The organism is Geomonas ferrireducens (assembly GCF_004917065.1).
GTDB lineage: Bacteria > Desulfobacterota > Desulfuromonadia > Geobacterales > Geobacteraceae > Geomonas > Geomonas ferrireducens.
This window is the reverse complement of the sequence record NZ_SSYA01000006.1, coordinates 1-26,323: the sequence shown is the minus strand read 5'-3', so window position 1 is coordinate 26,323 and position 26,323 is coordinate 1. Positions and strand designations below refer to the sequence as shown.

At 58.5% G+C, this 26,323-nt stretch carries 41 protein-coding genes; 40 read left to right on the top strand and 1 reads right to left on the bottom strand.

Features of this window, described 5'->3' with window-relative positions:
* From E8L22_RS21215 to smc, 32 genes are all read left to right on the top strand, one after another.
* A partial coding sequence (locus E8L22_RS21215) for an EF-Tu C-terminal domain-related protein (protein WP_456237326.1) occupies positions 1–230 on the top strand: 230 nt, incomplete at its 5' end.
* Between the two features lie 104 nt (positions 231–334).
* Positions 335–643, top strand: coding sequence for a 30S ribosomal protein S10 (gene rpsJ, locus E8L22_RS21210; RefSeq protein ID WP_012529365.1), 309 nt, complete (start codon positions 335–337; stop codon positions 641–643).
* A gap of 21 nt (positions 644–664) precedes the next feature.
* Complete coding sequence (rplC, locus tag E8L22_RS21205) at positions 665–1,300, top strand: 50S ribosomal protein L3 (protein WP_136527080.1); 636 nt, start codon at positions 665–667, stop codon at positions 1,298–1,300.
* 18 nt (positions 1,301–1,318) lie between these two features.
* Positions 1,319–1,942: a 50S ribosomal protein L4 gene (gene rplD, locus E8L22_RS21200; protein WP_136527079.1), complete on the top strand. Its 624-nt coding sequence runs from the start codon at positions 1,319–1,321 to the stop codon at positions 1,940–1,942.
* Positions 1,939–2,223, top strand: coding sequence for a 50S ribosomal protein L23 (locus tag E8L22_RS21195; RefSeq protein ID WP_136516420.1), 285 nt, complete (start codon positions 1,939–1,941; stop codon positions 2,221–2,223). The genes rplD and E8L22_RS21195 overlap by 4 nt, the downstream gene beginning before the upstream one ends.
* Before the next feature lie 22 nt (positions 2,224–2,245).
* On the top strand, positions 2,246–3,070 hold the full coding sequence (gene rplB / locus E8L22_RS21190) for a 50S ribosomal protein L2 (RefSeq protein WP_136516421.1): 825 nt from the start codon (positions 2,246–2,248) through the stop codon (positions 3,068–3,070).
* A 26-nt stretch (positions 3,071–3,096) separates the two neighbouring features.
* Positions 3,097–3,378: a 30S ribosomal protein S19 gene (gene rpsS / locus E8L22_RS21185; protein WP_129128539.1), complete on the top strand. Its 282-nt coding sequence runs from the start codon at positions 3,097–3,099 to the stop codon at positions 3,376–3,378.
* Positions 3,379–3,398: 20 nt separating this feature from the next.
* Positions 3,399–3,734, top strand: a complete 336-nt coding sequence (rplV, locus tag E8L22_RS21180) for a 50S ribosomal protein L22 (RefSeq protein WP_012529371.1) — start codon at positions 3,399–3,401, stop codon at positions 3,732–3,734.
* A 21-nt stretch (positions 3,735–3,755) separates the two neighbouring features.
* Complete coding sequence (gene rpsC, locus E8L22_RS21175) at positions 3,756–4,391, top strand: 30S ribosomal protein S3 (protein WP_012529372.1); 636 nt, start codon at positions 3,756–3,758, stop codon at positions 4,389–4,391.
* Positions 4,392–4,409: 18 nt separating this feature from the next.
* Complete coding sequence (gene rplP, locus E8L22_RS21170; RefSeq protein WP_129128538.1) at positions 4,410–4,832, top strand: 50S ribosomal protein L16; 423 nt, start codon at positions 4,410–4,412, stop codon at positions 4,830–4,832.
* On the top strand, positions 4,822–5,010 hold the full coding sequence (rpmC, locus tag E8L22_RS21165) for a 50S ribosomal protein L29 (protein WP_136516422.1): 189 nt from the start codon (positions 4,822–4,824) through the stop codon (positions 5,008–5,010). Before rplP ends, rpmC begins: the two co-directional genes overlap by 11 nt.
* 9 nt (positions 5,011–5,019) lie before the next feature.
* Positions 5,020–5,277, top strand: a complete 258-nt coding sequence (gene rpsQ, locus E8L22_RS21160) for a 30S ribosomal protein S17 (protein ID WP_136516423.1) — start codon at positions 5,020–5,022, stop codon at positions 5,275–5,277.
* A gap of 21 nt (positions 5,278–5,298) precedes the next feature.
* Positions 5,299–5,667 carry a 50S ribosomal protein L14 gene (gene rplN / locus E8L22_RS21155; RefSeq protein ID WP_129128535.1) on the top strand — a complete coding sequence of 123 codons (369 nt, stop codon included), beginning with the start codon at positions 5,299–5,301 and terminating at the stop codon, positions 5,665–5,667.
* A gap of 22 nt (positions 5,668–5,689) precedes the next feature.
* Positions 5,690–6,016, top strand: a complete 327-nt coding sequence (gene rplX, locus E8L22_RS21150; RefSeq protein WP_136516424.1) for a 50S ribosomal protein L24 — start codon at positions 5,690–5,692, stop codon at positions 6,014–6,016.
* A gap of 14 nt (positions 6,017–6,030) precedes the next feature.
* Positions 6,031–6,570 carry a 50S ribosomal protein L5 gene (gene rplE / locus E8L22_RS21145; RefSeq protein WP_129128533.1) on the top strand — a complete coding sequence of 180 codons (540 nt, stop codon included), beginning with the start codon at positions 6,031–6,033 and terminating at the stop codon, positions 6,568–6,570.
* 20 nt (positions 6,571–6,590) lie between these two features.
* Positions 6,591–6,773 carry a type Z 30S ribosomal protein S14 gene (locus E8L22_RS21140; protein WP_136516426.1) on the top strand — a complete coding sequence of 61 codons (183 nt, stop codon included), beginning with the start codon at positions 6,591–6,593 and terminating at the stop codon, positions 6,771–6,773.
* Positions 6,774–6,808: 35 nt separating this feature from the next.
* Positions 6,809–7,207 carry a 30S ribosomal protein S8 gene (gene rpsH, locus E8L22_RS21135; RefSeq protein WP_136527078.1) on the top strand — a complete coding sequence of 133 codons (399 nt, stop codon included), beginning with the start codon at positions 6,809–6,811 and terminating at the stop codon, positions 7,205–7,207.
* Between the two features lie 24 nt (positions 7,208–7,231).
* Complete coding sequence (rplF, locus tag E8L22_RS21130) at positions 7,232–7,771, top strand: 50S ribosomal protein L6 (RefSeq protein WP_136527077.1); 540 nt, start codon at positions 7,232–7,234, stop codon at positions 7,769–7,771.
* Between the two features lie 14 nt (positions 7,772–7,785).
* On the top strand, positions 7,786–8,154 hold the full coding sequence (gene rplR / locus E8L22_RS21125; protein WP_136527076.1) for a 50S ribosomal protein L18: 369 nt from the start codon (positions 7,786–7,788) through the stop codon (positions 8,152–8,154).
* Positions 8,155–8,175: 21 nt separating this feature from the next.
* The gene (rpsE, locus tag E8L22_RS21120; RefSeq protein ID WP_015719191.1) at positions 8,176–8,664 is read left to right on the top strand and encodes a 30S ribosomal protein S5; all 489 of its coding nucleotides are present in this window, start codon (positions 8,176–8,178) and stop codon (positions 8,662–8,664) included.
* 17 nt (positions 8,665–8,681) lie between these two features.
* Positions 8,682–8,858: a 50S ribosomal protein L30 gene (gene rpmD / locus E8L22_RS21115; RefSeq protein WP_136527075.1), complete on the top strand. Its 177-nt coding sequence runs from the start codon at positions 8,682–8,684 to the stop codon at positions 8,856–8,858.
* Between the two features lie 21 nt (positions 8,859–8,879).
* Complete coding sequence (gene rplO, locus E8L22_RS21110) at positions 8,880–9,320, top strand: 50S ribosomal protein L15 (protein WP_136527074.1); 441 nt, start codon at positions 8,880–8,882, stop codon at positions 9,318–9,320.
* A 2-nt stretch (positions 9,321–9,322) separates the two neighbouring features.
* The gene (gene secY / locus E8L22_RS21105; RefSeq protein WP_136527073.1) at positions 9,323–10,630 is read left to right on the top strand and encodes a preprotein translocase subunit SecY; all 1,308 of its coding nucleotides are present in this window, start codon (positions 9,323–9,325) and stop codon (positions 10,628–10,630) included.
* A gap of 9 nt (positions 10,631–10,639) precedes the next feature.
* Positions 10,640–11,290, top strand: coding sequence for an adenylate kinase (locus tag E8L22_RS21100; RefSeq protein WP_136527072.1), 651 nt, complete (start codon positions 10,640–10,642; stop codon positions 11,288–11,290).
* Complete coding sequence (gene map, locus E8L22_RS21095; RefSeq protein ID WP_136527071.1) at positions 11,287–12,033, top strand: type I methionyl aminopeptidase; 747 nt, start codon at positions 11,287–11,289, stop codon at positions 12,031–12,033. The genes E8L22_RS21100 and map overlap by 4 nt, the downstream gene beginning before the upstream one ends.
* A 38-nt stretch (positions 12,034–12,071) precedes the next feature.
* On the top strand, positions 12,072–12,185 hold the full coding sequence (rpmJ, locus tag E8L22_RS21090) for a 50S ribosomal protein L36 (protein ID WP_012529389.1): 114 nt from the start codon (positions 12,072–12,074) through the stop codon (positions 12,183–12,185).
* Positions 12,186–12,200: 15 nt separating this feature from the next.
* Positions 12,201–12,569, top strand: a complete 369-nt coding sequence (gene rpsM / locus E8L22_RS21085; RefSeq protein WP_129128522.1) for a 30S ribosomal protein S13 — start codon at positions 12,201–12,203, stop codon at positions 12,567–12,569.
* 15 nt (positions 12,570–12,584) lie between these two features.
* Positions 12,585–12,980, top strand: coding sequence for a 30S ribosomal protein S11 (gene rpsK / locus E8L22_RS21080; RefSeq protein WP_136516435.1), 396 nt, complete (start codon positions 12,585–12,587; stop codon positions 12,978–12,980).
* Between the two features lie 59 nt (positions 12,981–13,039).
* The gene (gene rpsD, locus E8L22_RS21075; RefSeq protein WP_136527070.1) at positions 13,040–13,666 is read left to right on the top strand and encodes a 30S ribosomal protein S4; all 627 of its coding nucleotides are present in this window, start codon (positions 13,040–13,042) and stop codon (positions 13,664–13,666) included.
* A 33-nt stretch (positions 13,667–13,699) separates the two neighbouring features.
* Positions 13,700–14,719 carry a DNA-directed RNA polymerase subunit alpha gene (locus tag E8L22_RS21070; RefSeq protein WP_136527069.1) on the top strand — a complete coding sequence of 340 codons (1,020 nt, stop codon included), beginning with the start codon at positions 13,700–13,702 and terminating at the stop codon, positions 14,717–14,719.
* 42 nt (positions 14,720–14,761) lie between these two features.
* On the top strand, positions 14,762–15,268 hold the full coding sequence (rplQ, locus tag E8L22_RS21065) for a 50S ribosomal protein L17 (RefSeq protein WP_136527068.1): 507 nt from the start codon (positions 14,762–14,764) through the stop codon (positions 15,266–15,268).
* Between the two features lie 127 nt (positions 15,269–15,395).
* Positions 15,396–18,929, top strand: coding sequence for a chromosome segregation protein SMC (smc, locus tag E8L22_RS21060; protein ID WP_136527067.1), 3,534 nt, complete (start codon positions 15,396–15,398; stop codon positions 18,927–18,929).
* Here smc and E8L22_RS21670 read toward each other — a convergent pair.
* A complete protein-coding gene (locus tag E8L22_RS21670) occupies positions 18,926–19,090 on the bottom strand; it encodes a hypothetical protein (protein ID WP_198420210.1) in 165 nt (54 codons plus the stop codon). The genes smc and E8L22_RS21670 overlap by 4 nt on opposite strands.
* 28 nt (positions 19,091–19,118) lie before the next feature.
* Here E8L22_RS21670 and E8L22_RS21050 point away from each other — a divergent pair, with 28 nt between their 5' ends.
* The 8 genes from E8L22_RS21050 to tyrS all read left to right on the top strand — a co-directional run bounded on the left by E8L22_RS21050 (position 19,119) and on the right by tyrS (position 25,838).
* A complete protein-coding gene (locus E8L22_RS21050; protein ID WP_136527066.1) occupies positions 19,119–19,478 on the top strand; it encodes a roadblock/LC7 domain-containing protein in 360 nt (119 codons plus the stop codon).
* Complete coding sequence (ftsY, locus tag E8L22_RS21045; protein ID WP_136527065.1) at positions 19,478–20,665, top strand: signal recognition particle-docking protein FtsY; 1,188 nt, start codon at positions 19,478–19,480, stop codon at positions 20,663–20,665. Before E8L22_RS21050 ends, ftsY begins: the two co-directional genes overlap by 1 nt.
* Positions 20,666–20,720: 55 nt before the next feature.
* A complete protein-coding gene (locus E8L22_RS21665; protein WP_198420209.1) occupies positions 20,721–20,897 on the top strand; it encodes a hypothetical protein in 177 nt (58 codons plus the stop codon).
* 4 nt (positions 20,898–20,901) lie between these two features.
* Positions 20,902–21,177, top strand: a complete 276-nt coding sequence (locus E8L22_RS21040; RefSeq protein WP_136527064.1) for a cell division protein ZapA — start codon at positions 20,902–20,904, stop codon at positions 21,175–21,177.
* 325 nt (positions 21,178–21,502) lie between these two features.
* Complete coding sequence (locus E8L22_RS21035; protein ID WP_136527063.1) at positions 21,503–22,084, top strand: 5-formyltetrahydrofolate cyclo-ligase; 582 nt, start codon at positions 21,503–21,505, stop codon at positions 22,082–22,084.
* A gap of 2 nt (positions 22,085–22,086) precedes the next feature.
* On the top strand, positions 22,087–23,682 hold the full coding sequence (gene rny, locus E8L22_RS21030) for a ribonuclease Y (protein ID WP_136527081.1): 1,596 nt from the start codon (positions 22,087–22,089) through the stop codon (positions 23,680–23,682).
* Entirely contained in the window at positions 23,672–24,460 is a 789-nt protein-coding gene (locus E8L22_RS21025; RefSeq protein WP_136527062.1) for a TIGR00282 family metallophosphoesterase, read from the top strand. Before rny ends, E8L22_RS21025 begins: the two co-directional genes overlap by 11 nt.
* A 166-nt stretch (positions 24,461–24,626) precedes the next feature.
* Entirely contained in the window at positions 24,627–25,838 is a 1,212-nt protein-coding gene (tyrS, locus tag E8L22_RS21020; protein ID WP_136527061.1) for a tyrosine--tRNA ligase, read from the top strand.
* The last annotated feature ends 485 nt before the right edge of the window (positions 25,839–26,323 follow it).

The following is a 26,323-nucleotide window of genomic DNA, read 5'->3' as shown; positions in this document are numbered from 1 at the left end:
GTCACACCCCGTTCTTCAACGGCTACCGTCCGCAGTTCTACTTCAGGACCACCGACGTTACCGGCGTGGTTGACCTCGAAGCCGGCGTCGAGATGGTTATGCCGGGCGACAACGTCTCGGTTACCGTCAACCTGATCACCCCGATCGCAATGGACGAAGGTCTGCGCTTCGCAATCCGCGAAGGCGGCCGTACCGTCGGTGCAGGGGTCGTTGCCTCCATCATCGAATAAGAAAGTAAAACTACGGTTTTCAGGTCCGGGTTTCCGGCGGGGTGCGAGCCCCTCCGGAAACACTCGGCTGTAAACTGAAAAACTTGTTTCATCACGAGGAAGAGATGCCTAGTCAGAAAATTAGAATCCGCTTGAAAGCATACGACCACAAGCTGCTTGATACTTCCGTTGGCGAGATCGTCGACACCGCCAAGAGGACCGGCGCACGCGTTGCCGGCCCGATTCCGCTGCCGACCGTCATCAACAAGTATTGCGTGCTTCGTGGACCGCACGTCGACAAGAAGTCGCGCGAGCAGTTCGAAATCAGGACCCACAAGCGCCTGATCGATATCCTCGAGCCGACCCAGCAGACTGTCGACGCTCTGATGAAACTCGACCTCTCCGCCGGTGTGGACGTCGAGATCAAGCTTTAATACAAGGATAGGAAGTCGACCATGAATAAGGGATTGATTGGGAAAAAACTGGGCATGACCCAGATATTTGCCGAGGACGGCAGGCGTATCGCCGTGTCCGTCGTCGAGGCTGGGCCGTGCGTCGTCCTCCAGAAGAAAACCGTTGAGAAGGACGGCTACAGCGCCATCCAGGTCGGTTTCGGTGCGAAGGACGCCTCCAAGGCCAACGCGGCTCAGGTGGGCCATTGCAAGAGCGCCGGCGCGGGCGTGTTCACCCACTACCGCGAACTGCGCATGGACGATACCAGCGCCTACAACGTGGGCGACGTGATCGAGGCCGGCGTGTTCGAAGAGGGCGACCTGGTCGACGTGACCGGCACCTCCATCGGTAAGGGTTTTGCCGGCGTCATCAAGCGCTGGGGCTTCAAAGGCGGTCGGTCGAGCCACGGCTCCCGCTTCCACCGCGCCCCGGGCTCCATCGGCTGCTCCGCTACCCCTTCCAGGGTTTTCAAGAACAAGAAGATGCCGGGCCAGCTCGGTAACGAGAAGGTGACCGTGCAGCGCCTGAAAGTTGTGCGCGTGGACGCTGCTGACAATCTGATTCTGCTCGGTGGAGCGATCCCCGGTTCCGCCAACGGCGTGGTTCTGATCAAGGACTCCGTCAAGGCGACGAGATAACGGGGGCTGGAGATAGACATGGCAAAGTTAGACGTATTTGACATCAAAAAAGCAAAGGTCGGTGAGATCGAAGTCTCCGACGCCGTCTTCAACGACGACGTGCGCGAGTACCTGATCCACGAGGCCGTCAAGATCCAGCTCGCTAACCGCAGGCAGGGCACCGTTGCCGTCAAGAACCGCGCCGCGGTTTCCGGCTCCGGCAAGAAGCCCTTCAAGCAGAAGGGTACCGGCCAGGCCCGCCAGGGCTGCAGCCGCGCGCCCCAGTACCCCGGCGGCGGTGTGGCATTCGGCCCGCAGCCCAAGACATACAGCCTCTCCATGAACAAGAAGGCGAGGAAGGCCGCTCTCAGAAGCGCACTTTCCATGCTCTATAAGAAAGAGGCGATCACTGTTCTGAATAACTTTGAGCTTCCTGCCATCAAGACAAAGGCATTTGTCGAGGTACTAAATGCTTTTAACCTTGACAAGACGCTCGTTATCACAGATACTGCGAATCTTACTTTGGAGCTCTCCGCTCGCAATGTGAAAAACGTCAAGGTGCTGGGTCCCGATGGCCTCAACATTTTCGACATCATGAAATACCAGAGCGTCGTCTTTACCGAGGCCGCCGTTCGTCGTGTTGAAGGAGCATTACAGTCATGAACATCTATGACGTCATAAAGAAACCGCTCATCACTGAGAAAACCACGGTAGAGAAGGACGACAAGAACGTCATCGCTTTCGTGGTGAACGGTGCCGCCAACAAGATCGAGATCAAGGCCGCCGTCGAGAAGCTCTTCAATGCGCAGGTTGCCGCCGTCAACACCGTCAACGTGGCCGGCAAGACCAAGCGCACCGCGAAGGGTATCGGCAAGCGTTCCAACTGGAAGAAGGCGTACGTGACCCTGAAAGAGGGCTCCAACGTCGACTTCTTCGAAGCATAAAAATTCTGTGGGGATTTAGATAATGGCTATCAAAACTTACAAACCTACTTCTCCGGGTAGAAGGGCGCAGACCTGCTCGACCTTCGAGGAGATCACTGCCTGCAAGCCTGAGAAATCTCTTGTTGAGAACCTCAAGAAGAGCGGCGGCAGAAACTCGAACGGCCGCGTCACCTCCAGGAACGTCGGTGGTGGTCACAAGCAGAAGTACCGGATCATCGACTTCCGTCGTGACAAGACCGACATCCCGGCAAAGGTTGCCACCATCGAGTACGATCCGTGCCGCAGCGCGCGCATCGCGCTCCTCAACTACGCCGACGGCGAGAAGCGCTACATCCTGGCGCCGCTCTCCCTGAAAGTGGGTGACACCGTTATCGCCAGCGAGCAGGCTGACATCAAGCCTGGCAACACGCTCCCCATCAGGTGCATCCCGCTGGGTACCATCATCCACAACATCGAGCTGAAGATCGGCAAGGGCGCCCAGTTGGCCCGTTCCGCCGGCACCTTCGCCCAGCTCATGTCCAAGGAAGGTAAGTACGCCCAGGTGAAGCTCCCCTCCTCGGAAGTCCGCATGATCCTCATGGACTGCAAGGCGACCATCGGCCAGGTGGGCAACGTGGACCACGAGAACGTCTCCATCGGCAAGGCAGGTCGCTCCCGCTGGCTCGGCGTACGTCCCCACGTAAGGGGCGTCGCGATGAACCCGGTCGACCACCCGCACGGCGGTGGCGAGGGCAGGACCTCCGGTGGTCGTCACCCGGTAACCCCGTGGGGTATCCCCACCAAGGGCTACAAGACGCGCACCAACAAGCGGTCCACGGCCTTCATCGTGAAGAAGCGCAGCAAATAACTCATCTGGATAGAGGATTTTAAAAGATGGCAAGATCTATAAAGAAGGGGCCTTTCGTTGACGCACATCTGGAAGCGAAAGCCCAGGCAGAACAGGCCGGCAGCAAGAAGGTGATCAAGACCTGGTCGCGTCGTTCGACCATCACCCCGGATTTCATCGGGCTCACCTTCGCGGTGCACAACGGCAAGAAGTTCATCCCTGTGTTCGTCACTGAGAACATGGTCGGCCACAAGATGGGCGAGTTCTCACCTACCAGAACCTTCTACGGCCACGCTGCTGACAAGAAGAGCAAGCTCAAGAAGAAGTAAGGTCCTAAAGGAGTTTTGTAATGGAATCATCCGCTAAATTATCCTCTGTCCGCCTCTCCCCGAGGAAAACACGCCTCGTCGTGGACCTCGTCAGGGGCAAGGGCATTCAGACTGCGCTGAACACCCTGCGCTTTTCGCCGCAACCGTCGGCGAAGCTCATTTCGAAGCTGCTCTCCTCTGCCGTGGCCAACGCCGAGCAGAAGGGTTGCTCCGATGTGGACAAGCTGTTCGTGAAGACCATCTTCGTCGACGGCGGCGCAGTACTTAAGCGCTTCACCCCCCGCGCCATGGGCCGGGCTAGCAAGATCAGAAAACCGACGAGCCACATTACCGTGGTCCTTGCGGAAAAGAAATAAGAACGGGTCGGAGGTGATGTTTTGGGTCAGAAAGTAAATCCTATCGGGTTCAGGCTCGGGGTTATTAAAACCTGGGATTCCAAATGGTACGCGGAAAAAGATTATGCAAAGCTTCTTCACGAAGATCTGAAGCTGCGCAATTTCCTCAAAAAAAGGCTGTATCATTCCGGCGTCTCCAAGATCGAGATAGAGCGCGCTGCAGGCAAGGCGAAGATCAACATCTTCACCGCTCGTCCGGGCCTCATCATCGGTAAGAAGGGCTCCGAGGTCGAGACCCTGAAGAAGGAGCTGGCCAAGCTCACCGACAAAGAGGTCTACCTTAACATACAGGAAGTCAGGAAGCCGGAACTGGACGCACAGCTCGTGGCCGAGAACGTCGCCATGCAGCTCGAGCGCCGCATCGCCTTCAGGCGCGCCATGAAAAAGAGCGTGACTTCCACGCTCAAGTTCGGCGCCAAGGGGATCAGGATCACCTGCTCCGGCCGCCTGGGTGGGGCAGAGATGTCGAGAACCGAATGGTACCGCGAGGGCCGGGTGCCGCTGCACACGCTGCGCGCGGACATCGACTACGGCTTTGCCGAGGCGAAGACCACCTACGGTATCATCGGCGTAAAAGTGCTCCTCTTCAAGGGTGAAGTGCTCTCCGCTAAAAAATAGGAACAGGAGTTTTTTGCGATGTTAATGCCCAAGAAAGTTAAGCATAGAAAACAGATGAAGGGGCGCATGACCGGGACCCCGCAGCGCGGCGTTGAGCTTGCGTTCGGCGAGTTCGGTCTGCAGGCTACCGAGTGCGGCTGGCTGGATTCCCGCCAGATCGAAGCTGCCCGTATCGCCATGACCCGCTACATCAAGAGGGGTGGCAAGATCTGGATCCGTATCTTCCCGGACAAGCCGCTCACCGCGAAACCCGCCGAAACCCGTATGGGTAAGGGGAAAGGCTCCCCGGACTCGTGGGTCTGCGTCATCAAGCCCGGCCGTGTCCTCTACGAGATGGAGGGGGTCAGCGAGGAAGTGGCGCGCGAGGCATTCAGGCTTGCGGCGCACAAGCTCCCCGTAGCCACCAAGTACATTACGAGGGCGGAAATCAATGAAGGCTAACGAACTGAAAAACGCGACGGCAGCAGAACTCGAGACCAAGAGCGCCGAGCTTACCAAAGAACTCTTCAACGTGAAGTTTCAGCTTCACACCGGGCGTCTGGAAAACACCGCCAAGCTGTCCAACGTAAGGAAGGACATCGCCCGCGTGAAGACCATACTCCGCGAAAAGAGAGGCTAAGAGATAGATATGAGCGAAAGAGGCAACAGGAAAACTCAGATCGGCGTGGTCGTCTCGGACAAAATGGACAAGACCGCAGTGGTCAAGGTCGACCGTCTGGTGAAGCACCCCGTCTACAACAAGTACATCAAGCGCTCCGCCAAGTACAAGGCGCACGATATCGACAACTCCGCCAAGATCGGCGACCGTGTCGTGATCGTGGAAACCCGTCCGCTTTCCAAGGACAAGCGCTGGAAGATCAGACAGATTATCGAGTCCAAGGCTTAAGGGCTCGCCGGGAGTTAAACAATGATTCAGATGCAGACAATATTGGACGTGGCGGACAACTCCGGCGCGAAGAAGCTCTTTTGCATTAAAGTGCTCGGCGGATCCAAGCGCCGTTACGCCGGGATTGGCGACATCATCGTCGCTTCCGTCAAGGAAGCTCTCCCCAATTCGAAGGTGAAAAAGGGCGACGTTGTGAAGGCTGTCGTGGTGCGTACCGCCAAGGCCGTTGGGCGCCCGGACGGCTCCTACATCCGTTTCGACACCAACTCCGGCGTGGTCATCAACAATGCCAAGGAGCCTGTCGGCACTCGTATCTTCGGGCCGGTCGCCAGGGAACTTCGCGCCAAGAAGTTCATGAAGATCATATCCCTCGCCCCCGAGGTACTTTAAGACTAGATCCTGGAGAATAGAGATGCTGGGCAAAAAATTACATGTAAAGAAAAACGATACCGTCGTGATCACTGCGGGCAAGGATCGTTCCAAGAGCGGCAAGGTGATCTCCATCGCGCCCAAGAAGGACGGCGTGATTGTCGAGGGGATCAACGTGGTGAAGCGCCACGTGAAGCCGCGCGGTTCCGAGCAGGGGGGGATCCTCGAGAAAGAGGCTCCGGTGCACATCTCCAATGTGATGCTGCTCTGCCCGAAGTGCAACAAGGCGGTAAGGACCAGGACCACCGTTCTGGAAGATGGTAAAAAGGCGCGCTGCTGTGTCAAATGCGGCGAGTCCTTTGATAAATAGTTTTGGAGGATTCAATGGCACGGCTGGCTGAGCTTTACAATAAAGAGATGGTCCCGCAACTGATGAAGGACCATAACTACAATAACATCATGGAAGTCCCCAAGCTCGTGAAGATCGTCCTGAACATGGGCCTCGGCGAGGCGATCCAGAACGTGAAGATTCTGGACTCCGCAGCTGACGAGCTGGCGGCCATCGCCGGCCAGAAGCCCGTGATCACGAAGGCGAAGAAGTCCATCGCGGGCTTCAAGCTCCGTCAGGGCATGCCGATCGGCTGCGCCGTGACGCTGCGCCGCGAGAAGATGTACGAGTTCCTCGACCGCCTGGTAAGCGTTTCGCTGCCGCGCGTACGTGACTTCAAGGGGATCTCCGGCAAGGGCTTCGACGGCAAGGGTAACTACTCCCTTGGCATCAAGGAGCATTTGATCTTCCCCGAGATCGATTACGACAAGGTCGACAAGATCAAGGGTCTCAACATCACGATCGTGACCACGGCAAAGACCGACGCTGAGGGCAAGGCGCTTCTCAAGCTCATGGGCCTGCCGTTCAGGAACTAATACAGGTTTGGAGGAATTCCGTGGCTAAGACATCAATGATCATAAAAGCTTCGAGGGCCAAGTACAAGGTGCGCGAGCGTAGTCGCTGCGCCGTCTGCGGCCGCCCGAGAGCTTACTACCGGAAATTTGACATGTGCAGGATCTGCTTGAGGAAGTTCGCGAACTCCGGCCAGATTCCCGGTGTTATCAAGTCCAGTTGGTAAAAAGATTCCGCTTTAGGAAAGAGGAGTAGTTTCATATGTGCATGACAGATCCAGTTGCCGACATGCTGACCAGAATCAGGAACGCTGGTATGGCAAAACACCAGAAAGTTGACATCCCTTCGTCGAACCTCAAGGTGAGCCTCGCCACGGTGCTTCGCGCCGAGGGGTTCATCAAGAATTTCAAGGTTATCGCCGACAGCAAGCAGGGGATTCTGCGTATATACCTCAAGTTCATCGATGAGAAGGAACCGGTCATCAATGAGATCAAGAGGATCAGCAAGCCCGGCGGCAGGGTCTATGTCCACTCCGACAAGATCAAGCAGGTGAAAAACGGACTGGGCGTTGCCATCCTTTCGACTTCCAAAGGACTGGTAACCGACAAGACCGCTCGCGAGCTGAACATCGGCGGCGAGATCCTTTGCACGGTCTGGTAGTCATTTCGCTTTAAGGAGCTTTGCATGTCTAGAATAGGAAAACTTCCCATCGCGATCCCTGCGGGGGTGAAAGTCATATACAACGCGCCGGAGATCAAGGTAGAGGGCCCGAAAGGGAAACTCGCCCGCGTGCTCGGCGACGGCGTCACCATCGACGTGACCGACAAGGCCGTCACCGTTACGCGCAACGACGACACCATCAAGTCCCGTTCGGCTCACGGTCTGACCAGGACCCTGATCAACAACATGGTGCTCGGCGTCTCCAAGGGCTTCGAGACCCTGCTCGAGATCAACGGCGTCGGTTACCGTGCCGAAGTGAAGGGGAACGTGCTGAACCTGGCTCTTGGCTACTCGCATCCGATCAACTTCGAACTCCCGGCCGGGATCAGCGTCGAAGTGGAGAAGATGACCAAGGTCAAGGTGATGGGGATCGACAAGGAACTCGTCGGTCAGATCGCCGCCAAGATTCGCGACTTCCGCGGTCCCGAGCCCTACAAGGGCAAGGGCATCAAGTACGCTGACGAAACCATTCTCAGAAAAGCCGGCAAAACCGGTAAAAAATAGCAAGGAGAAGTGCCTTGAGTTCTTTAGCCCAAAAACAGGTAGCTCGCCTGAAAAGACAGACCAGGGTCAGGAAGAAAATCACCGGTTCGCCGGAGCGTCCGAGACTGAACGTCTTCAAGAGTGCACGTCACATATACGCCCAGCTGATCGACGACACCACCGGCGCGACGCTCGCCTCCGCCTCCACCCTGGTGGGCGAGGTAGCCGAAGGGCTTTCGTACACCGGCAACACCGAGGCCGCCAGCAAGGTTGGCGCCGCCATCGCCAAGAAGGCTCTCGAGAAGGACATCAAAGCGGTCGTCTTCGACCGTAACGGTTTCCTTTACCATGGTAGGATCAAAGCTCTGGCTGAGGCCGCACGCGAAAACGGTCTGTCCTTCTAGGGCAGGTAAGGAGGAATGAGTTTGCTTAAGATCAATGCCAGTGAAATGAATCTTACCGATAGGGTTGTCCATATCAGCCGCGTTGCCAAGGTCGTCAAGGGTGGCCGCAGGTTCAGCTTCTCCGCCCTCGTGGTGGTAGGCGACGGCAACGGCGTGGTAGGCTACGGCCTGGGCAAGGCCAACGAGGTGCCCGAGGCGATCCGCAAGGGCGTCGAGCAGGCCAAGAAGAACCTGATCAAGGTCCCCATCGTGGCCGGCCAGACCATCCCCTTCGAGGTGCTCGGTCACTTCGGCGCCGGGAAGGTGCTCATGATGCCCGCATCCCCGGGTACCGGCGTCATCGCCGGCGGTGCTGCCCGCGCGGTCTTCGAGTCCGCAGGTCTGCACAACATCCTCGCCAAGTGCCTGGGCTCCAACAACCCGCACAACGTGGTCAAGGCTGCCTTCGCAGGTCTGGGCATGCTGAAGACCGCGGAAGAGCTGATGGCGCGCCGCGGCATCACCGAATAGTACTTAAGGAGCTGAACATGTCTGAACTGAAGGTTACGCTCGTCAAGAGCGCCATCGGTCAATCCGAGAAAATGAAGGGCCGCCTGCTCGGCATGGGGCTCACCAAGCGTGAGAAGACCGTGGTCCTGAAGGATACCCCGGAGATCCGTGGGATGATCGCCAAGGTCGCCCACCTGGTACGCGTCGAAGAGTAATTCCCCCTAAAGGTGACAATCATGCAATTGAATACCATCAAACCGGCCATCGGGTCGACCAAGAATAGAAAGCGCATCGGTAGGGGCATCGGCTCCGGCCACGGCAAGACCGCGACCAAGGGTCATAAGGGGCAGAAGGCTCGCTCCGGCGGCTCCGTTAAGCCCGGCTTCGAGGGCGGCCAGATGCCGATGCACAGAAGGCTCCCCAAGCGCGGCTTCACTCCGCTCACCAAGAAGGTCTACGCACTGGTCAACCTCTGCCAGCTCGAGATTTTCGAGGCGGGCAGCGTGGTGGACGCCGAGGCGCTTCAGAAGAGCGGCATCATCAACGAGATCTGCGACGGCATCAAGGTGCTCGCAACCGGTGACCTGACCCGCGCTCTGACCATCAAGGCTCACAAATTCAGCGCATCTGCACGCGAAAAAATCACTGCGGCAGGCGGTACCGTCGAGGAGATCTAGTCTTGATAGAAGCCTTCCAGAACATTTTCAAGATCCCCGAGCTTAAGAAGAAGGTTTTGTTTTCCCTGATGATGCTGGCTGTCTACCGGGTAGGGTGTCACATCCCTACTCCGGGGATTGACGCCATGGCGCTCGCGCAGTTCTTCAAGGCTGCGCAGGGCACGTTGCTCGGTATGTTCGACATGTTTTCTGGCGGGGCTCTCGAGAAGCTGACCGTATTTGCCCTCGGCATCATGCCGTACATCTCCTCCTCCATCATCTTCCAGCTTCTCACCGTCGTCGTTCCGGCCATCGAGAAGCTCTCGAAGGAAGGGGACGCCGGCAGGAAGAAGATCATCCAGTACACCCGTTACGGCACCGTGGTGCTGTCGGTGGTGCAGTCCTTCGGTATCTCCATCGGCCTTGAGGCGATGCGCGGTCCGGCGGGCGAACTGGTTGTCCCCAATCCGGGGTGGTCCTTCCGCCTGATGACCGTGATCACGCTGACCGCAGGCACCGCCTTCATCATGTGGATGGGCGAGCAGATGTCAGAGAAGGGGATCGGCAACGGTATCTCCCTGATCATCTTCGCTGGCATCGTCGCGCGCATCCCGAATGCCATCGGCAACAGCTTCCGCCTGATCAAGACCGGCGAGCTTTCCCTGTTCGTGCTGATCCTCGTGATCGCCGTGATGTTCCTGGTCATCGCAGCCGTCGTCTTCATGGAGCGCGGCCAGCGCAGGATACCGATTCACTACGCGAAGCGCGTGGTCGGATTGAAGACGGTCGGCGCCCAGAGCTCGCATCTGCCGCTCAAGGTGAACATGGCCGGCGTCATCCCGCCTATCTTCGCATCGTCGATCATCATGTTCCCGGCAACGGTGGGTAACTTCATCGATGTCCCCTGGGTGCAGGCTGCTTCCAAGCAACTGGCCCCCGGAAAGTTGCTCTACGAGATTTTATTTGTTGCCTTTATCGTCTTTTTTTGCTATTTCTACACGGCTGTGACTTTCAACCCGGTTGATGTCGCCGACAACGTCAAGAAACAGGGTGGTTATGTGCCCGGGATCCGTCCCGGCAAAGAGACCTCTGACTTCCTCGACGCGGTGCTCACCAAGCTGACCTTTGCGGGTGCGATTTACATCTCCGCAGTCTGTGTGCTCCCTTCGATCCTGATCGGGAAATTCAACCTTCCCTTCTATTTCGGCGGCACCTCGCTGCTGATCGCGGTCGGTGTCGGTATGGACACCCTGTCCCAGATCGAGGCGCACCTCATCACGCGCAGCTACGAAGGGTTCATGAAAGGTGTTCGCATTCAGGGTAGAAAATAGGAGGCCCCGATGAACCTCATCCTCCTTGGACCCCCGGGCGTAGGCAAGGGGACCCAGGCGAAACTCCTCATAGACAGGTTCGGCATCCCGCAGATATCCACCGGCGATATACTGCGGGCTGCCGTTAAGGACCTCACCCCGATGGGTGTGAAGGCCAAGGGCTTCATGGATGCGGGTGCTCTGGTTCCCGACGAGGTCGTGATCGGCATCGTCGAGGAGCGTCTCGCGCAGCCGGACTGCCAGAAAGGTTTCATCCTCGACGGCTTTCCGCGCACCGTGCCCCAGGCCGACGCTCTCGGCAAGGTTCTCTCCGGCATGGGCAAGCAGATCGACCACGTCGTCTCGCTTTCCGTGGACAAGGATGAGCTCCTGAAGCGCCTCACCGGCAGGCGCGCCTGCTCCAAGTGCGGCGCCGGCTACCACGTCGACTTCGCCCCTTCCAAGGTTGCCGGGGTCTGCGACGCATGTGGTGGAGATCTCTTCCAGCGCGAGGACGACAAAGAGGCGACCATTCTGAACCGTCTCGCCGTTTACGAGGCGCAGACCGCTCCGCTCATCTCTTACTACGGTGCTGCGGGCGTCCTTCGCTCGGTCGACGGTCTTGGGACCGTCGAGGGTGTTCAGGCGGAGATCCTCGCGGTACTGCAGGGCGCACGGTGATAGTACTCAAATCCAGGGCCGAAATCGAGAAGATGGCCGCCGCAGGCAAGATGGTGGCGGAGATTCTGGCCGGCCTTAAGGAAATGGTGGCACCGGGCGTCACCCTGGCCCAACTTGACGCTTACGCGGAGAGGGAAACGCTGAAGAGGAAGGCGAAGCCAGCCTTCAAGGGTTACAGCGGTTTCCCCTTTTCGCTTTGTTGCTCCGTGAATGAGCAGGTGGTACACGGCTTCGCCACGCAGCGCACCCTGGTCTCCGGGGATATCGTAAGCCTCGATTTCGGGGTGCTCTACAACGGCTTCTACGGTGACTCGGCCATCACGGTCCCCGTGGGTGAAATCTCCGAGGTTGCCGCAAGGCTGATCAAGGCCACCGAAGAGTCGCTCTACCGCGGCATCGATATGGCCGATACGGCGCACCGGCTCTCGGACATCGCCCATGCGGTGCAATCCTGGGTCGAGCCGCGGGGCTTCTCGGTTGTTCGGGACTTCGTCGGCCACGGTATCGGGAAGGAGCTGCACGAGGGACCTCAGATACCCAACTTCGGTCAGCCGGGGAAGGGGCCCAAGCTGAAAAGCGGCATGGTCCTGGCCATCGAGCCGATGATCAACGAGAAGGGGTATGAGGTGAGGGTGCTGGAGGATGGCTGGACCGCGGTGACCGCCGACGGAGGCCTCTCGGCTCACTTCGAGCACACGGTGGCAATTACGGACAACGGTCCGCAGATACTTACGAAAATCTAGACATAGATTGGGAAAACGTCTTCAAAAGGAAGTGAACTATGAAGGTTCGGGCATCGGTCAAGAAGATCTGTGTAAAGTGCAAGATTGTCAAGCGCAAGGGCATAGTCCGCGTTATCTGCGAGACCCCCAAGCATTCACAGAGACAGGGTTAATAGGAGGAGCGGGCATTGGCACGTATCGCAGGGGTAGATTTACCCAGAAATAAGAGAATAGAGATCGCACTCACCTACATCTACGGCATCGGTAGATCTCTTTCCCAGGAAATTCTCACCGCAACCGGTATCGACATGAATACCCGTTGTGACAACCTGACCGAGGCGGAAGTCTCCAAGATCAGGGATTACATCGACAAGAACGTGAAAGTCGAGGGCGACCTGCGCCGCGACATTTCCATGAGCATAAAGCGTCTGATGGATCTCGGCTGCTATCGCGGCCTCCGTCACAGGAAAGGTCTTCCCTGCCGCGGGCAGCGTACCAAGACCAATGCACGCACCAGGAAAGGGCCGGCTCGTACGGTCGCTGGCAAGAAGAAATAAGATTCTGGAGGGATAATGGCGAGCCCGGCGAAAAAGGTTGTTAAGAAGAAGAAAGAGAAAAAGAATATACCCACCGGCGTGGCCCACATACAGGCTACGTTCAACAATACCATGATCACCATCACCGACCCGGTCGGTAACGTGGTGGCCTGGTGCACCTCCGGGGCCAAAGGTTTCAAAGGCTCCAGGAAGAGCACCCCGTTCGCAGCCCAGATGGCGGCTGAGGACGCTGCTAAGAAGGCCATGGAGCACGGCATGCGCTCCATCGAGGTGTACGTGAAGGGCCCCGGTTCCGGCCGCGAGTCCGCGCTGCGCGCGCTGCAGGCTGCCGGCTTCGCCGTCAGCTTCATCCGCGACGTAACGCCGATTCCGCACAACGGCTGCCGTCCCCCGAAGAGAAGAAGGGTCTAGGACCGCTTTAGCGGACCTGGAGTCACAGAACTATCAGTTAGGATCATAGGAGGTCTTCATTGGCTAGGTATACAGGGCCCTCATGCAGGTTGTGCAGGCGCGAAGGATCGGAACTTTTTCTGAAGGGTGAGCGTTGCTACACCGACAAGTGCGCCATCAAGAGAAGGAGCTATCCCCCGGGGCAGCACGGTCAGGGTCGCATCAAAGTTTCCGACTACGGTGTTCAGCTGCGCGAAAAACAGAAGGTGCGTCGTATCTACGGCATCCTCGAGAACCAGTTCCGCGGGTACTTCGAGACCGCAGACCGGATGAAGGGCGTGACCGGCGAAAACCTCCTTTTCCTTCTGGAGAGAAGGCTCGACAACGTCGTCTACCGTCTCGGCTTCGCCACCTCCCGTGACGAGGCGCGCCAGCTGGTGCGTCACAGCCACTTCACCCTGAACGGGCGCAAAGCTAACATCCCGTCCATCCAGGTGAAATCCGGCGACGTGATTCAGCTCCGCGAGAAGAGCCGCAAGATCACGGTGATCAACGAGTCCCTCGAAGGCGTAGTGCGCAGGGGCATCCCGCAGTGGCTCGAGCTTGACAAGGATGCCTTCAAAGGCACCATCAAGGCTCTGCCGGTCCGCGAGGACATCACCATGCCGATTCAGGAGCAGTTGATCGTCGAACTCTACTCCAAGTAAAGGCTGACCAACAACCGATACAGGGGGATCTAAATGTATAGAAATTGGCGCGATCTGATCAGGCCGAAGAAGCTTCAGGTTGAGACAGAATCGCTGACTAATACATACGGCAAGTTCTACGCCGAGCCTTTCGAAAGGGGGTTCGGTACCACCCTCGGAACGGGGCTGCGTAGGGTCCTCATCTCCAGCCTGCAGGGGGCGGCCATCGTCTCCGTAAAGGCAAAGGGCGTGCTGCACGAATTCTCCGCTGTCCCGGGTGTTACCGAGGACATGACGGACATCATCCTCAACCTGAAAGGGGTGCGCCTCAAGGTGCACGGCAACGAGTCCCGGATGATCCGGATCGTGCAGAAGGGTGAAGGGGTGGTCAAGGCGAAGGATATCATCACCGACAACAACGTCGAGATCCTAAACCCGGAACATCACATTGCAACCTGCTCCAAGGACGCCAACCTGGAGATGGACCTCATGGTGAAAGTCGGCAAGGGTTATGTCCCGGCTGACCGCAACCGTGACGAGAAGGCACCGGTTGGAACTATTCCGATCGACGCGATCTTCTCCCCGATTCACAAGGTGAACTTCACCATCACCAACGCTCGCGTGGGTCAGATCACCGACTACGACAAGCTTACTATCGAAGTCTGGACCGATGGCAGCGTGAAACCGCAAGACGCGGTTGCCTACGCTTCCAAGATCCTCAAGGACCAGCTCTCCATCTTCATCAACTTCGATGAGGACGTGGAGCCCCAGGAGGAGGCGGAGCCGGAAGAGGAGCGCGAGCGCTTCAACGAGAACCTCTATCGCTCGGTCGACGAGCTTGAGCTCTCGGTTCGCTCCGCGAACTGCCTTAAGAACGCTGGCATCAAGCTGATCGGCGAACTGGTCTCCAGGACCGAGGCCGAGATGCTGAAGACCCAGAACTTCGGCAGGAAATCGCTGAACGAAATCAAGGACATCCTCGTAGACATGGGTCTCACCCTCGGCATGAAACTGGAAAACTTCCCGGATCCCGAGATCATGAGGCGCCTGCGCGGGGAACAGAAAGAAGAATAGTCCGTACGACTTCATTTATAGATCGAAAGGAAGTGAAAAGATATGCGTCACAACAGCGCGGGTAGAAGATTAGGTAGGACCACAAGCCACAGGATCGCTATGTTCAGGAACATGGTGACTTCCTTTCTCCAGCATGAAAAGATCACCACGACCGATGCCAAGGCGAAAGAGCTCCGCTCCATCGCCGAGAAGATGATCACCCTGGGCAAGAAGGGCGACCTTCACGCCACCAGGCAGGCAGCGGCCTACATCCGCGACAAGAAAGTCGTGACCAAGCTTTTCACCGAGATCGCACCGCGTTACTCCGAGCGTCCCGGTGGCTACACCAGGATCATCAAGCTCGGCATCCGCCCCGGCGATACCGCTCCGGTGTCCATCATCGAGCTCGTTGAAGCCGAGATGACCCCGAAGAAGGCTGCCAAGCCGGCTCCGGCCGCCAAGGCTCCGAAGGCTGCCAAGGCCGCCAAGGTTACTCCGGTTGCCGAAGAGGCTCCCGCAGCAGAAGAAGCTCCGGTGGCAGAGGCTGCTGAAGAGAAGACCGAAGCCTAGGTCTGCTACGAACGAACCAAAAAAGGGACATGGGAAACCATGTCCCTTTTTGCATTTCCCGCAAGCCGCACTCCCCTCCATCTTCCCCTTTACATTAAAACCCCCTCTCTGATAAGATGCGCAGCTCATGAAGATCAAAAGACTAGAAATCCACGGATTCAAATCCTTTCAAGATAAGGTCGTTCTCGACTTCAACCAGCCCATCACCGGCGTGGTGGGTCCCAACGGCTGCGGCAAGTCCAACGTCGTCGACGCGATCCGCTGGGTCATGGGGGAGCAGTCCGCCAAGAACCTGCGCGGCAAGTCGATGGAGGACATCATCTTCAACGGCACCGAGTTCAGGAAACCGCTCGGGATGGCCGAAGTCTCCCTGTTCTTCTCGACCGAGGACGGCCGCGTCCCTGCTAAATACCTCAACTTCTCAGAGATACAGGTCACCCGCAGGCTCTACCGCGACGGCGAGAGCGACTACCTGCTGAACAAGACCCCGTGCAGGTTGCTCGACATCGCCGAACTGTTTATGGACACCGGCATCGGTGCCAAGGCGTACTCGATCATCGAGCAGGGGAAGATCGGCATGATCCTCCACGCCAAGCCGGAGGAGCGTCGCTTCCTGATCGAGGAGGCCGCCGGCGTCACCAAGTTCAAGGCGCGCAAGATCGTAGCCATGAAGAAGATGGATGCCACGCGCCAGAACCTTTTGCGCATTGGCGACATCATCTCCGAGATCAAGCGCCAGATGAATGGCCTGCAGCGCCAGGCTAAGAAGGCGGAGCGCTTCCGCGAGGTGAGGCAGGAGCTTAAGGAAATCGAACTTCTCTTCGCCGCCAAGGGGTACGCGACGGTCGAGAGGGATAAGAGCACGCTCGAGCGCGAGATCGCTGAGCTCGAGTCGAAGCTCGTCGATGTCACGGCCAAACTAAATGATGCGGAGCTCTCCGTCGAGCAAAAGCGCCTCGCCCTTTTGGAGACGGAACGAGAGCTGGCCGCGGCTCAAGAAGAGATCTTCCGCTGGAAGAGCGAACTGCAGGGGGGCGAGAACCGTCTGGAGTTCCAGCGCAAGGAGTTGGTGAACCTCGAGCGCCATGGCGCGCGTTTCGAGGAAGAGCTCCAGGGACTGCGTGACCAGTTGGCGGGCTCCGAGCGCGAGATCGGAGCGCTGCAGGCCCAGCGCGTTGCGCTCCAGGAGGAGTTGACCCGCGAGAGTGAAGCGCTTGAACACCGCGAATCTCTTCTTGAGGAGATGGCCGCCGGGGAGGCGGGGGTGACCCGCGAACTGGACGAGGCGCGGCGCGCCATGTTTGCCGTTCTTTCGGAAGGCGCCCAGGCCACCAACCAGCACAGTGCCGCACAAAAGCGCCTCGCCGGACTGGCCGAGCGCCTGCAGGCGAGCCAGCGGGAGCGTATCCTGCTCGGGGAACGCCTGGCCGAAGCGAGCGGCAAGGTCGATGCGCTGAAGCAGGAACGCGAGCAGCTCGCCCGCGAGAAGGCGCTGGCCGACGAAGAACTCACCATGGCGGGGAGCCGCGAGGCCGAGCTGAAGCAGGCCCAGGAGGCCGGTGACAAACTGCTCCAGCAGCGCCGGGACGAATTCTCCGGCGCCGCTTCGCGCCTTAAGTCGTTGCAGGAGCTGGAGGCACAGTTCGCCGGTTACGGGCAGGGGGTGCGCAACCTCCTTCTTGCCGAGCCTTTCAAGGACGCCCCTCTCACCATGATCGCGGACGCTCTCGAAGTGGAGGAGGAATTCGAGGTTGCCCTCGAGGCGGTTCTAGGTGAGCGCCTGCAGTATCTGCTGTGCGATTCGCCCGCCACCGCTTTGGACGCCGTCGCGCACCTGAAGGGAAGCTCGGGCGGCCGTTGCAGCTTCGTGACGGCACCCCCCTGGCGTCATCAGGTAAAAGACCTCCCGGCGGGGGCGGCACCGCTTTGGGAGCGGGTAACCGTCCCGAGTCAGTACGCCCACCTCGTAGAGCCGCTTCTTGCCGGCGCCTATCTTGCCCGGGACCTGGGGCACGCCCTGGAGCTCGCCGCCTCTTACCCGACCTCCACCTTCGTGACCCTGGACGGCGACCTGGCCCACGGCGGCGGTATCGTCAACGGCGGCTCTGCCGAGCCGGCCCAGCAGGGAATCATCCACAAGAAAAGGGAAATCAAGGCCCTGGGGGCCGAGGTGGAGCGTCTCGAGGCCGAGGTTCGGGATCTTTCCGCGGCGCGCGAGAAGAGAAAAGGGGAGATAGCCGACGCTGAGTCGCACCGCGTCGAGCTGCGCCAGACCCTGCACCGCCTGGATATCAGGATCATCAACACCGACAAGGATCTGCAGACGGTGCTCGCCGAATGCCGCAGGATCGAGGATAACGGTGCGGTACGCGAGGCCGAGGAGGACCAGCTCGCGGAGGAGAAGGATCTCGTTGCTGCGGAGATGGCACAGGCCGACGCGAAGCGGGCCCAAGCCGACGAGCGCAAGGGTGCGCTTGAGAGCACGGTGGCCGCGCTGCAGGCCCGGCTCGAGGGTTCCCGGTTTGAGATGGAGGAAGCGCGTGAGATGGTCACCTCGATGAAGGTGCGCGTGGCCGCTCTAAGGGAGAAGGGGGAGTCGACCGAGCGTGCCTTGCGGCGCGTGGAAGGTCTCTGCGCCGATCTCGCCAACCGCATCGCATCCCGCACCCGTGAGCTGGAAGGTTCCGGCGACGAGCGCACCCGTCTTCTTTCCGCGATAGCCGAAGGGGAAGAGGCGCTGCGTGCGGTGGTAAAGCAGCAGCTTGCCAGCGAGCAGGCACTGCTCCAGGTGAAGGATCGTTACGAGGGCGAGGCGGCAAAAGTTCAAGAGGAGGAAACGCTCCTGAAGGGTGTGCGCGCCGACAGCGTCGCGGTTAGGGAGCAGCTGAACGCGAGGAGCCTGCGCCTGACCGAAGTCAGCATGAGGCTGGCCCATCTCGAGGAGACCCTCAAGGAAAAGCACCGCATGGAGATCGCCGATGCGCTCCTGAGCTACGCGAAGGTCGAGTGGGACGAGGCGGAGAGCGGCAAACGCCAGGCGGAGCTGCAAAAAACCATCAACGACATGGGCGAGGTCAACCTCATGGCGATCGAGGAGTTCAAGGAGATGGAGGAGCGTTTCTCCTTCCTCTCCACGCAGAAGGAAGACCTCGAGGAGTCGATGAACGCGCTGCAAAAGGCTATCCAGCGGATCAACCGCACCACGAGGAAACGTTTCCTGGAGACGTTCCAGTTGGTGAACGAGAAGTTCCAGCAGATCTTCCCGAGGCTTTTCTGCGGCGGGCACGCCGAGTTGCGTCTTACCGACGAAGAGGATCTGCTGAACACCGGCCTGGAGATCGTCGTGCAGCCGCCGGGTAAAAAACTGCAGAACGTGTCCCTTCTTTCCGGCGGAGAGAAGGCGCTTACCGCGGTTGCCCTCATCTTCTCGATCTTCTTGATCAAGCCCTCGCCGTTCTGCCTGCTGGACGAAGTCGACGCTCCGCTCGACGATGCCAACATCGGCAGGTTCAACGACATGGTGCGTGAGATGAGCGCCAACTCCCAGTTCATCATCATCACCCACAACCGCGCCACCATGGCCGTTGCCGATACCCTTTACGGCGTCACCATGGAAGAGCCAGGCGTCTCCAAGCTGGTTTCCGTGCGTCTGAACCGCTAGGGGGGCGCCCGTAGCCTGGTAGCTGGTAGCTGGTAGCTGGTAGCTGGTAGCTGGTAGCTGGTAGCTGGTAGCTGGTCCGACTGGTCCGACTGGTCCGACTGGTCCGACTGGTCCGACTGGTCCGACTGGTCCGACTGGTCCGACTTTGCGCAGCCGGCCAACACATTTTGTTTGCAGTAGGAGCTTGACGTGCCCTTCAAGAGACTGTTGACTACACTGGTTGAAGCTGTGCCGGGGGCGAGTGGCGCCATTCTGGCAGACTGGGAGGGGGAAGCCGTCGAGCAGTTCACCCACGGCGACCCGTTCGAGATCAAGGTTACCGCTGCCCACTGGGGAATCATGCTCGCCCAGCTCAAGGATGTGCACCAAAAGCACGATGCCGGGTCAATAAGAGAGAGCGTGATCAGCACGGACGAACAACACGTCATCGTGGGGAGCATCGGCGACGACTATGCCCTGGTGATGACCCTGGCCCGCAATGCCCTGCCGCTTCTGGCTCTGAGGAAGTTCCGGGAGACCGCGCAGCTTTTGCATAAGGAGATTTATTAATGGCCGAGGAAAACAAAGGCTTTTTCAAAGGTCTTTTCAAGAAGCTGGGGATGGGGGGCGCCGAGGAGGCTCCCACGACCGTTGAGGAAAAGCAGGCCGAGGAGCTTGATGAAACGGAAGCGACTCCGCAAGAGCCTGTTACCGTTCCTGAACCTGCGGCGGAACCGGCTCGCGTCGATGCCGTGGCACCTGCTCCTCCCACGCCGCGGCAGGTCTGGACCGAACCGGTGGCTCCGGCTCCCCCCCCGGAACCCGAGCCGACGGAGCAGGCCAAGCCAAGCTTCTTCGATCGCCTAAAGCGCAGCCTCAGCAAGACTCACGAAAGCATCATCGGCCGCGTCGACACCCTGTTGATGGGGCGGAAAGAGATCGACACCGATACCCTTGAGGAACTCGAGGAGATCCTTATTACCGCCGATCTCGGGGTGAAGACCACCGTCGACCTCATCCGCACCCTCGAACAGCGCCTCAAACGCGCCGAGCTCCAGGACGGCGCCGCTCTGAAGCGGGCCCTCAAGGACGAGATTCAGCTCAGGCTCATGGAACACCACGCCCCCCTGGTCGTCACTGATAAGAAGCCGTTCGTCATCATGGTCATCGGCGTGAACGGCGTAGGCAAGACCACCACAATCGGCAAGCTTGCTGCCCGCTACGCAGGTGAAGGAAAGAAAGTCCTCCTCGCCGCAGCCGACACCTTCCGCGCCGCCGCTGCCGAACAGCTCGAGACATGGGCGAAGCGGGTCGGAGCAGACATCGTGCGCCACAAGGAAGGAGCCGATCCTTCCGCCGTTGTATTCGACGCCTGCAAAGCCGCCATCGCGCGTGGCACCGATGTCCTCATCATCGACACCGCCGGCCGTATGCACACAAAGGTCAACCTGATGGAGGAGATGAAGAAGATCCGCAGGGTGCTTACCAGGGAGATTCCCGACGGTCCGCATGAAACGCTGCTCGTTCTGGACGCCGCTACCGGGCAAAACGCGCTCTCACAGGCGAAGCTTTTCAAGGAGGCCGCGGACGTCTCTGGCGTGGTTCTCACCAAGCTGGACGGAAGTGCTAAAGGGGGCATCGTGGTGGCGGTAAGTAATGAATACGCCCTTCCCATCAGATTCATTGGCGTTGGCGAGTCGGTGGAAGATCTCCGCGCCTTTGATCCGGTCCAGTTCGTAGAGGCTCTTTTCCAATAATTGCCTTGACTTTTGAGTACTTGTCGCCTAAGATTTCCCCGCAAAAGGTGAAATAATGAGTGATGACTTGTTTACTGAGCTTGAGAAACGCGTAGTTTCTCTAATTAACGTTGTCGATGAGTTGAAACTCGAGAACGTGAGGCTCAAAAACGAGAACGACCGGCTCGCTGCAGAGAAGGTCGGACTCAAATCGCGGATTGATGCGATACTCAAGAAGTTGGAAGGGGTCTGACGACTTGGTCGCCACACACAGCATCAGGGTTCTGGGGAGGGATCTCCAGGTAAAGAGCGTCGCGACACCCGAGCATGTGGCGCAGGTTGAGACTCTGGTCAACCAGAAGCTGGCGGAGGCTGAAGGCGCGGTCCCCGGCGGCGATACCCAGATGGTGGTGATCTTGGCCTTGATGAATTTGGCCGAATCCTGCCTTAACGCACAGAAAGAGTTGGCAGAAGAGCGGCGTATCTGCGGTGAGCGGATCGTCGGGCTCATTGAACGGCTGGACCGGCAATAGTTTTAGAGTTTCAGGTCTCTTGCGGGAGATTCAACATATAGCTGATTGGTTGTACGGTTGCAAAGCTTTGCCAGAACCTGCGTGGAGAAGACGGTCTCCTTCACGTTTGCTGATAGTAGCCTGAAGACGTTAAGCAGCATGTCCTGGGGTTAATGGCTGCATTTACATAAAGTTCAAATTTGGCGCTTCATTTGAACGCGGCCCAGTCTATCAAACCTGTCAACGCAGCACTGCTACACCCAACCACAATCTCCCTCCAAGAGCATCTGTCTACACGGACGTCCTACCGTCCACCCGTCTGTCTCGTTATAACATTTGGAACCTTATGCCTAAACGCGCCCACAGATCGACGGCGCTCGCTCGGCGCCGGGAATTGACTCCGTCGCAGGTTGCCTCCCTCAGTCAGGCCCTGCAGCGGCGCTTTCTTGAACTTCCCGAGTACCAGGCGGCCCGCGAGGTGGCGCTTTATGCGCCGATCCGGGGTGAAGTCGATACTGCCGCGGTAGCCGCGGCGGCTCTTGCCGCGGGAAAGAAGCTGCTTTACCCGGCGGTCGTCGGCGATGACCTCAAGTTTTGCCGCGTGGGGGGGCTTGGCGAACTCACGCAGGGTAGCTTCGGCATACTCGAGCCGAACGGTCCGGGGTGTGATCCGGCCGCAGCCGATCTTGTGGTGGTGCCGGGAGTCGCCTTCGATATGGAAGGGCGTCGCATCGGTTACGGCAAGGGGTATTACGATAGAGCGCTGCACCGTCTGGAGGGGAGCGGGAAGCTTGTAGCGTTTTGCTACGACTTCCAATTGCTTCAGGAGATAGTCGGCGAACCGCACGATGTGACGATGGATTTGATCGTCACAGAAAGTCGCGTGGTTCGCGTTAATAAACATATAAGTGAGGGGGAGCAACAGTGAAAATCGACATAACTATTGCCATATTGCTGGTGCTTGTCGCGGCCGCCATCGGCTACGTGATAGGCAACATCCTGCGCAAACGGCTCTCGGATTCCTTGGTTTCCGACGCGGAGACTCTGGCCGCCAAGATGATCGAGGACGCGAAGCGACAGGCGGACGTCGTGGCCATGGAAGCCGCGGTCCAGGCGAAGGATGTGGTTTACCAGGCGAAGGAAGAGCTTGAGAAGCAGTTCGAGCAGGAGAGCCGCGAGAAACGCAAGGATCTCCAGGCTCTGGAGAAGAGGCTGCAGCAAAAAGAAGAAAACCTCGATAAAAAGACCAACCTGTTTGACCAGCGCGACGCCGACTTCCTGAAGAGAGAGCAGGGGCTTGCGCAGCGCGAGCAGTCCTTGTCGAACAAGGAGCAGGGACTCACCCAGAAGGAAGAGAAACTCGACGCTCTCGTCGGCGAGCAGAAGGCCAAGCTGGAGCAGATAGCCGGCATGACCGCAGCCGAGGCCAAGAAGTACCTGATGGATTCCATGGAAGATGAGGCGAAGCTCGATGTCGCCAAGCTCATCAAGGCGATGGAGGAGGAGGCCCGCGAGACTGCGGACAAGAAGGCGAAGGAAGTGCTTGCCCTTGCCATGCAGCGTTACGCCGGCGAATACGTCGCCGAGCGCAGCGTTTCCGTCGTGACCCTCCCCTCCGACGAAATGAAGGGTCGCATCATCGGTCGCGAAGGGCGCAACATCCGGGCCCTCGAAGCCGCGACCGGCATCGACCTGATCATCGACGACACCCCCGAGGCGGTCATCCTCTCCGGCTTCAACCCGGTGAGGAGGGAAGTCGCCAAGCTCTCCCTGCAGAAGCTGATCGCGGACGGCCGCATCCATCCGGGCCGCATCGAAGAGGTCGTCGCCAAGTCGCAGGAAGAGATCGAGCAGGCCATGAAGGAAGCCGGCGAGCAGGCGGCCTTCGATCTTGGCGTGCACGGCATCCACCCCGAGATCCTGAAGCTGATCGGTCGTCTGAAGTACCGCACCTCCTACAGTCAGAACGTGTACCAGCACTCGCTGGAAGTGGCGTTCCTCTGTGGCATCATGGCCGCCGAACTCGGCATCAATGTGAAGCAGGCGAAAAGGGCCGGTCTTCTGCACGACCTCGGCAAGGCGGTCGACCACGAGATTGAAGGTTCCCACGCGGTCATCGGCGCCGACATCGCCAAGAAGTACGGCGAGTCGCCGAAAATCGTTCACGCCATCATGGCGCACCACGAAGACGAGAAGCCGTCCACGGTCCTGGCGATCCTGGTCCAGGCAGCCGACGCCCTCTCCGGTGCGCGCCCCGGTGCCCGTCGCGAAATGATGGAGACCTATGTGAAGCGTCTCGACGATCTCGAAAGGATCGCTACCTCCTTCGACGGCGTCGTGACCTCCTTCGCCATCCAGGCTGGTCGCGAGATCCGCGTCATGGTTTCCAGCGACCAGGTAACCGACGACCGCGCACTCGTGCTTGCCAAGGACATCGCCAAGAAGATCGAGACCGAGATGACCTACCCCGGCCAGATCAAAGTCAACGTGATCAGGGAAACCAGGGCGACCGAATATGCCCGTTAAGCTGCTGTTCATAGGTGACGTGATCGGGAAGCCGGGGCGCGAGGCGCTCTCCCGCGAGCTGCACCGCATCGTAGATCGGCACATGGTCGACCTCGTGATAGCCAACGGGGAGAACGCCGCAGGCGGTTTTGGCCTTACCGAGGAAACCGCCCAGGATCTGTTCAAGTGCGGTGTCCAGATGATCACCTCCGGTAACCACATCTGGGACAAGAAGGACGCGTTGGAGTACATCAAGCGTGAGGAGCGCATAGTGCGCCCTGCCAACTATCCGGAAGGGACGCCGGGCAAGGGAACGACCATTGTCAAGACCCCGGGCGGGGTAAAAGTCGGCATTCTCAATCTCGAGGGGCGAGTCTTTATGAACAACCTCGACTGCCCGTTTCGTTGTGCCGACAAAGAGATCGCCAAGCTGAAGGAAGAGACGCCGATAGTTTTTGTCGATTTTCATGCAGAGGCGACCAGTGAGAAAGTGTCGCTTGGCTGGTATCTGGACGGGCGCGTTGCCGCAGTCATCGGCACCCACACCCACGTGCAGACCGCAGACGAGCGCATCCTCACCGCCGGGACTGCTTACATGACCGATGCCGGGATGACCGGCTCCTTCGATTCCGTCATAGGGGTGAAGAAGGAAGAAGCGATCCAGAAGTTCGTTACCCAGCGCCCCTCGAAATTCGAGGTCGCCAAGAAGGATATCCGGATCAACGCGGTCATCATCGAGGTGGATGAGAAGACGGGCCTTGCGCGCAACATCGAAAGACTGAACATCGCCTGCGGCTAGCCGTTGCGGTATTGGAGTGACTGACCACCGAAGCCTTGTTTTTATGGTGGTGCTTGTCCACCGTAGCTTTGTGCCGCTGTGGTGCTTGCCCACCATAGCTTTGTGCCGCTGTGGGGATTGCCCACTGTAGCCTTGGCGAAGTGGGAATAACATTGGAGGGAAAGTGATGACCGTTGCAGAGCAAATGGAAGTTATCAAGAGGGGCGCTGTAGAGATTCTGGTGGAGAAAGAGCTCGTCGAGAAGCTCGAGAAATCTGCCAAGACCGGCGTGCCTCTCAAGATCAAGGCCGGTTTCGATCCGACCGCGCCGGACCTGCATCTGGGGCACACCGTGCTCTTGCACAAGATGCGTCAATTCCAGAAGCTCGGCCACGAAGTTTATTTTCTGATCGGTGACTTCACCGGCATGATCGGTGACCCTACCGGGAAGTCCGAGACCCGCAAGGTGCTCACCCGTGAGGACGTCCTGAAAAACGCTGAAACGTACAAGGAGCAGGTCTTTAAGATTCTCGATCCGAAGCTCACAAAGGTCGTGTTCAACTCCGAGTGGCTCGGCAAGCTAAACGCTTCCGATATGATCGGCCTTGCTTCCAAGTACACCGTGGCGAGGATGCTTGAGCGCGAGGACTTCAGCAACCGTTTCAGCAATCAGCTCCCGATCAGCATTCACGAGTTCATGTATCCGCTGGTGCAGGGGTACGACTCCGTGGCGCTCAAGGCCGACGTCGAGCTTGGCGGCACCGATCAGAAGTTCAACCTTCTTGTGGGGCGTGAACTGCAGAGGGAGTGGGGGCAGGCACCACAGTGTGTCATCACCATGCCGCTTCTCGAAGGGCTCGATGGCGTCAACAAGATGAGCAAGTCGCTTGGCAACTATATCGGTATCAACGAGCCGGCCGACGAGATCTATGGCAAGGTGATGTCGATATCCGACGAGCTGATGGTTCGTTACTACGAGTTGCTGAGCGATCTCACCATGGTTGAGTTCGAGCAGTTGAAGGCGGATCTGAAGAGTGGTGCGAAGCACCCGATGGAGGCCAAGAAGCAGCTGGCCCGAGAGATGGTTGCCCGTTATCACGGTGCTGACGCTGCCCAACTCGCAGACGACAATTTCGTGAAGCGTTTCAAGAACAACGAGACCCCTGATGAGATGCCCGAGTTCACCTTGAAGCCTGAAGGTGAGAAGGTGCTGCTGTGCAAGGTGCTTGCAGAAGCTCAGTTGGTTAAGTCCAACAGCGAGGGGCGTCGCTCTATCCAGGGCGGCGGTGTGAAAATCAATGGAGATAAGATCTCCGATGAGAACCTGGAAATTGCCTGTGCCGGTGAGTATGTCATTCAGGTTGGCAAGCGTCGCTTTGCCAAAGTACGTTTCGCTTAAGTTTTAAAAGCTAGAGCCGATACAGAGGGGGCGTGCTGAAGCATCGCCCCCTTTGTTATTGGTGACAGCCGCCGGCTTCAGTGGTCTATTGGGTCTCTTAGGTTGAGCGGGGCTCTTCACCAAGCAATTGCAGGCGCTTGGGCAGGCTGAGAAAAAACTAACAACAAACCCGTTGACGGGGAGGGGGGGCTTTTGTTATAACCACCCTCCGCTGACGCACAAGACACTTTCTGCTCAGCGGCCGACAAAAAAGCATTGACAGCCGAAACGGCCTTTGCTATAAAGTTGGACTTCGCAGCAACGACGTTCTTTTCAACCGAATATTTGGACCGGCAGTCACCGCAGGAAAGTTACGGCGGCAGCGAATCTGAGAAAGATTTAAGAAAAGAAAATCTTGACAGGTTGGAACGGTTCAGGTAGGGTGCTGAGTCTGTCGCAAACAGCGGCTTGGTCTTTGAAAACTAAATAGTAGACGAAACAGTAAT